The organism is Pelotomaculum isophthalicicum JI (assembly GCF_029478095.1).
GTDB lineage: Bacteria > Bacillota > Desulfotomaculia > Desulfotomaculales > Pelotomaculaceae > Pelotomaculum_D > Pelotomaculum_D isophthalicicum.
Window position 1 is genome coordinate 1 of record NZ_JAKOAV010000070.1, and the last position, 3,545, is coordinate 3,545.

At 51.7% G+C, this 3,545-nt stretch carries 5 protein-coding genes; 4 read left to right on the plus strand and 1 reads right to left on the minus strand.

The features are described from left to right. Nucleotides 1-152 precede the first annotated feature (152 nt). From L7E55_RS17355 to L7E55_RS17370, 4 genes are all read left to right on the plus strand, one after another. Nucleotides 153-1,232, plus strand: a complete 1,080-nt coding sequence (locus L7E55_RS17355) for an ATPase, T2SS/T4P/T4SS family (RefSeq protein WP_277445620.1) — start codon at nt 153-155, stop codon at nt 1,230-1,232. After that, nucleotides 1,229-2,143, plus strand: a complete 915-nt coding sequence (locus L7E55_RS17360) for a type II secretion system F family protein (RefSeq protein ID WP_277445621.1) — start codon at nt 1,229-1,231, stop codon at nt 2,141-2,143. Before L7E55_RS17355 ends, L7E55_RS17360 begins: the two co-directional genes overlap by 4 nt. 12 nt (nt 2,144-2,155) lie before the next feature. Continuing rightward, nucleotides 2,156-3,058 (plus strand): hypothetical protein, encoded by a 903-nt coding sequence (locus L7E55_RS17365; RefSeq protein ID WP_277445622.1) that lies wholly within the window; start codon nt 2,156-2,158, stop codon nt 3,056-3,058. A gap of 116 nt (nt 3,059-3,174) precedes the next feature. Next, the gene (locus tag L7E55_RS17370) at nt 3,175-3,372 is read left to right on the plus strand and encodes a hypothetical protein (protein WP_134217942.1); all 198 of its coding nucleotides are present in this window, start codon (nt 3,175-3,177) and stop codon (nt 3,370-3,372) included. Here L7E55_RS17370 and L7E55_RS17375 read toward each other — a convergent pair. Then, nucleotides 3,365-3,545: hypothetical protein (locus L7E55_RS17375; RefSeq protein WP_277445623.1), on the minus strand; the 181-nt coding region annotated here is incomplete at its 5' end. The two genes, L7E55_RS17370 and L7E55_RS17375, sit on opposite strands and share 8 nt — an antisense overlap.

The window sequence follows — 3,545 nt, forward strand, 5'->3', positions numbered from 1 at the left end:
AAATAACACAGGTTTATAGGTAAATGGAGAGCCGTATACGCCGAGAGGTGTACGTACGGTTCGGAAGGGAGTTGTGTTGATACCTACCAGCGTAAGCTGGAAAGGCGCAACATAGCTTACCTTGTGCCGGTATGGGGCTGCTGTCCCCGTACTTGCAGGACAATGAAACGGAGGAAATCAACGTCAACGGCTCCGGGGGCGTCTGGGTACTCTACAAGGATAGAAAAATCCGTCTGAACGAAACCTTTGGGCACCCGGAAGCCTGCGCCAATATTGTTCGGAAAATGAGCCGGTTCGGGAATGTCATTCTGGACGGTTCCAAGCCCATCGGGGACAGCTTCATTGCCAGGGGCATCCGCATGTCGGGAGCCATCGCCCCCTGTGTTGACCCGGATGCCGGAGCGATAGCGTCCATCCGAAAGCAAAAGCCCTTGCTTATTACACGGGAAAATCTTATTGGATGGGATACCGCCACAGCCGAGGAATTGGACTTTTTGGTTATGTGCGTCAACAACGGCGTATCGCTTGCCGTTGCCGGAGCCACAGGTTCCGGGAAAACGGCGGATATGGGCTATATTTTAAGCTGTGTTCCCCACGATAAACGTATTGTTACCATCGAAGACACGAGAGAACTGTCTTTAGCTCAATATGATGAAAACGGCGTGATGCTCAACGATGTGATACATCTTCTCACCAAGGAGGAACCCAATCCGATCACCATGTTGGACCTATTGAAGCTCTCGCTGCGCCTGCACCCGGAAATCCTTGTGCCTGCGGAAATGCGGGGAAAGGAAGCTATGGTAGTTCAAGAAGCCGGGAGAACGGGCCATACGGTCATTAGTACATTGCACGCCAACAGCGCGCGGACAGCCTATGACCGCGTCCTGACCATGTGCCTGGAGGCCGGAACTTCACTTTCAGAGGAAAGGCTTCTCAAAAACATCGTAGAAGCCTTTCCCATTATGGTATTTAAAATGCAACTCCCCGACAAATCACGCAAATACATGGAGGTATTCGAGGCCACCGGGATAAAAAACGGTGAAGTTACCGGAACCACGCTTTTCAAATATGTGGTGGACCATTATGAGCGTGGCGACGAGGGCAGGATTACCAAAGTGGTAGGCAGTCACCAGCGCATGGGGAACATTTCTCCAGCTCTTGCCGAAAAGCTCTTATTGGGTGGTGTACCTCAAAGGGAAATCCGCCGCTTTTCGGAAGGAGGCCCGACATGAATCCGATTACCTGTATCCTTATCGCTATATTTGTCCTTATCAGCCTTGCCTTGTTTCTCCTATTTAAGCTGAACCCCTTCTCCGTAGAACAAAATCCTTTGAAAAAGCGCCGCCTAATTTTGACGGGGACAAAGCTGAAAATCACCGAACGGATTGCCATCCACTTTACCACGCTGTTCCGGCAGACACGATGCACGCCAAAGAAGTTTTTCATTATGGCGCTTCTGTCAGCGGCGGGCGGTTTTACTGCGGGAATGCTGCTGTTCGGCAGCGCGGGACTTGCGGCGGTAATGGCCGTCTGTATGCTGCCCGCCCCTTACTTCTATTTGACGGTAAAAAGCTCGGCGGCGGCGAGGGAAGAAATCGAGGGGCTGGAAAACACCATGTCCATCATCACCAATGCCTACGCGGGATGCGACGATATCATCAAGGCGTTGGAAGCCTATGTGGAGGAAAAGAACCGGTATGTCCCGGCGCATTTGAGAGTCACGACGCCCTTTGACGAATTTATTACGGAAATCCGCTTGGTCAATCCCAATGTGGAGCACGGCCTTTATCGTCTTTCCGCAAAAATCAAAAACCGCTACTTTAACGAATGGGTCAAGACCCTGATCTTATGTCATAACGACAGAAGGCTGAAATTTGCCCTGTTCCCCGTCATCAAGGCCATGAATGACGCAAAATCCATGCAAGTCGAGAGCGACGGCATGATGGTGCGGGTCTGGCGCGACTATCTGCTGACGGCGGGCCTGATGTTCTCCATCATTCCCATGATGAGATTCGCCAACGCCGAATGGTTTTTTCTGCTGACCCAAACCGCCACCGGCAAGCTCCTGATTATCCTCATGCTGCTTGCCGCGCTGGGCACTGCCTTCTACGTGATGAAAGCCACAAAACCGTCCAACAGATAAGGAGGAACGCCATTGTTTTACCAAATCATCATTTTTATCCTGCTGACCGCGGCAGGATTTTTGATTTGCAGGCAGCTTCTCAAGATTCCGAAGCTGAGTATGAAAAAGAATATTAAAAATTTACAGGCCGAAAAGGAAAAGCCGGAAAAACGGCTGTTAAGCCGGTTCATCATGCCCCTTGCAAGACCGGTTTCCCGGCTCATTCCCCTCGATCCCGTCAAGGAGGCGCGAATGGCCTCCATGCTGCGGCGCGGCGGGCTGGAGTTGACTCCCCAAGAGTACCATGCCAGGGCTGTCCTGTGCGCTCTCTTTACCATGCCTCTCGCGCTGCTGTTTATGTTCATCGGAGCGCCCAATCTTGTACCCATCATCCTGATCTTTGCGGTGGTCGTCTACCGTCATTTCACAACTGACCTCAAAGACCAACTGAACGAAAAGAAGAAGCGTATTGAAATGGAACTGCCGGGCTTTGTGCGTTCCATCCTTTACCGGCTTGAGGACAGCAGGAACGACGGCAGGATTGTGGTGCAGGTGGATTTAATCCAGATATTTGAGGATTACCTCAAGGTGGCAAGCGAGGCGTTCCGGGAGGACGTGGCGATTCTAATCGTGGAAATGAAAGCGAAGGATATCGAAACCGCCCTGCGGAGCTTCAATGAGCGTCTTGGTTTAACGGATGTTTCCTTTTTAGTCAACGCCCTAATCGGCCTGCACCGGGGCGAGCATCAAGGCGAGGCGCTTTCCTACCTTGCACGGGATATGGATATTAAAGCAAAGGAGGTTTTCAGGAAAAAACTGAATACGCTGCCCCGCAGGGTGAAAATCGCGTCCATCCCCCTGGTGGCGGTAACCCTTGCCAGCCTGCTGTATGTCATCGGCTCCCACTTGATTCGCTCAATGGGGGGCCTTTTTTAATCTGTGAAAATGGGGCAGCGCCCCATTTCAAATAAAAAATACTTTTTCAGGAGGTATGACCCATGCAAAGCATCAACACCGCAACCACAAATTTTAAGGAAAGGAGGACCAAAATCATGAGAAAACGCATGTCAAACGCTCTTTTAAGAGCGAAGGCCACACTGATGAACCCCTCCGGCGACCAGATGACCGGCTGGCTCATCGTGGTACTCATCGTTGTCGTGGTAGGCGCTGTGTTCATGACCCTGTATCAGGGCTCCATAACGCAGATTTGGAACAGCATTGTTTCTAAGATTACCAACCTGCTTAATTAACAGCCGTTTCACCTTTGTACGGGGAGGGAGCAAGGCTCCCTCCTTTTTTGTTCGCCCGGCATGTCTGCCGAGCCGATGGGTTGAAAGAAACCCTGTCACCTAACCAGCGGGAAGACAACCCGTAGGCAAGGGCGTCACTGGTAACGGTGGGGTCTGAAGGAAGCCGAAGGGGG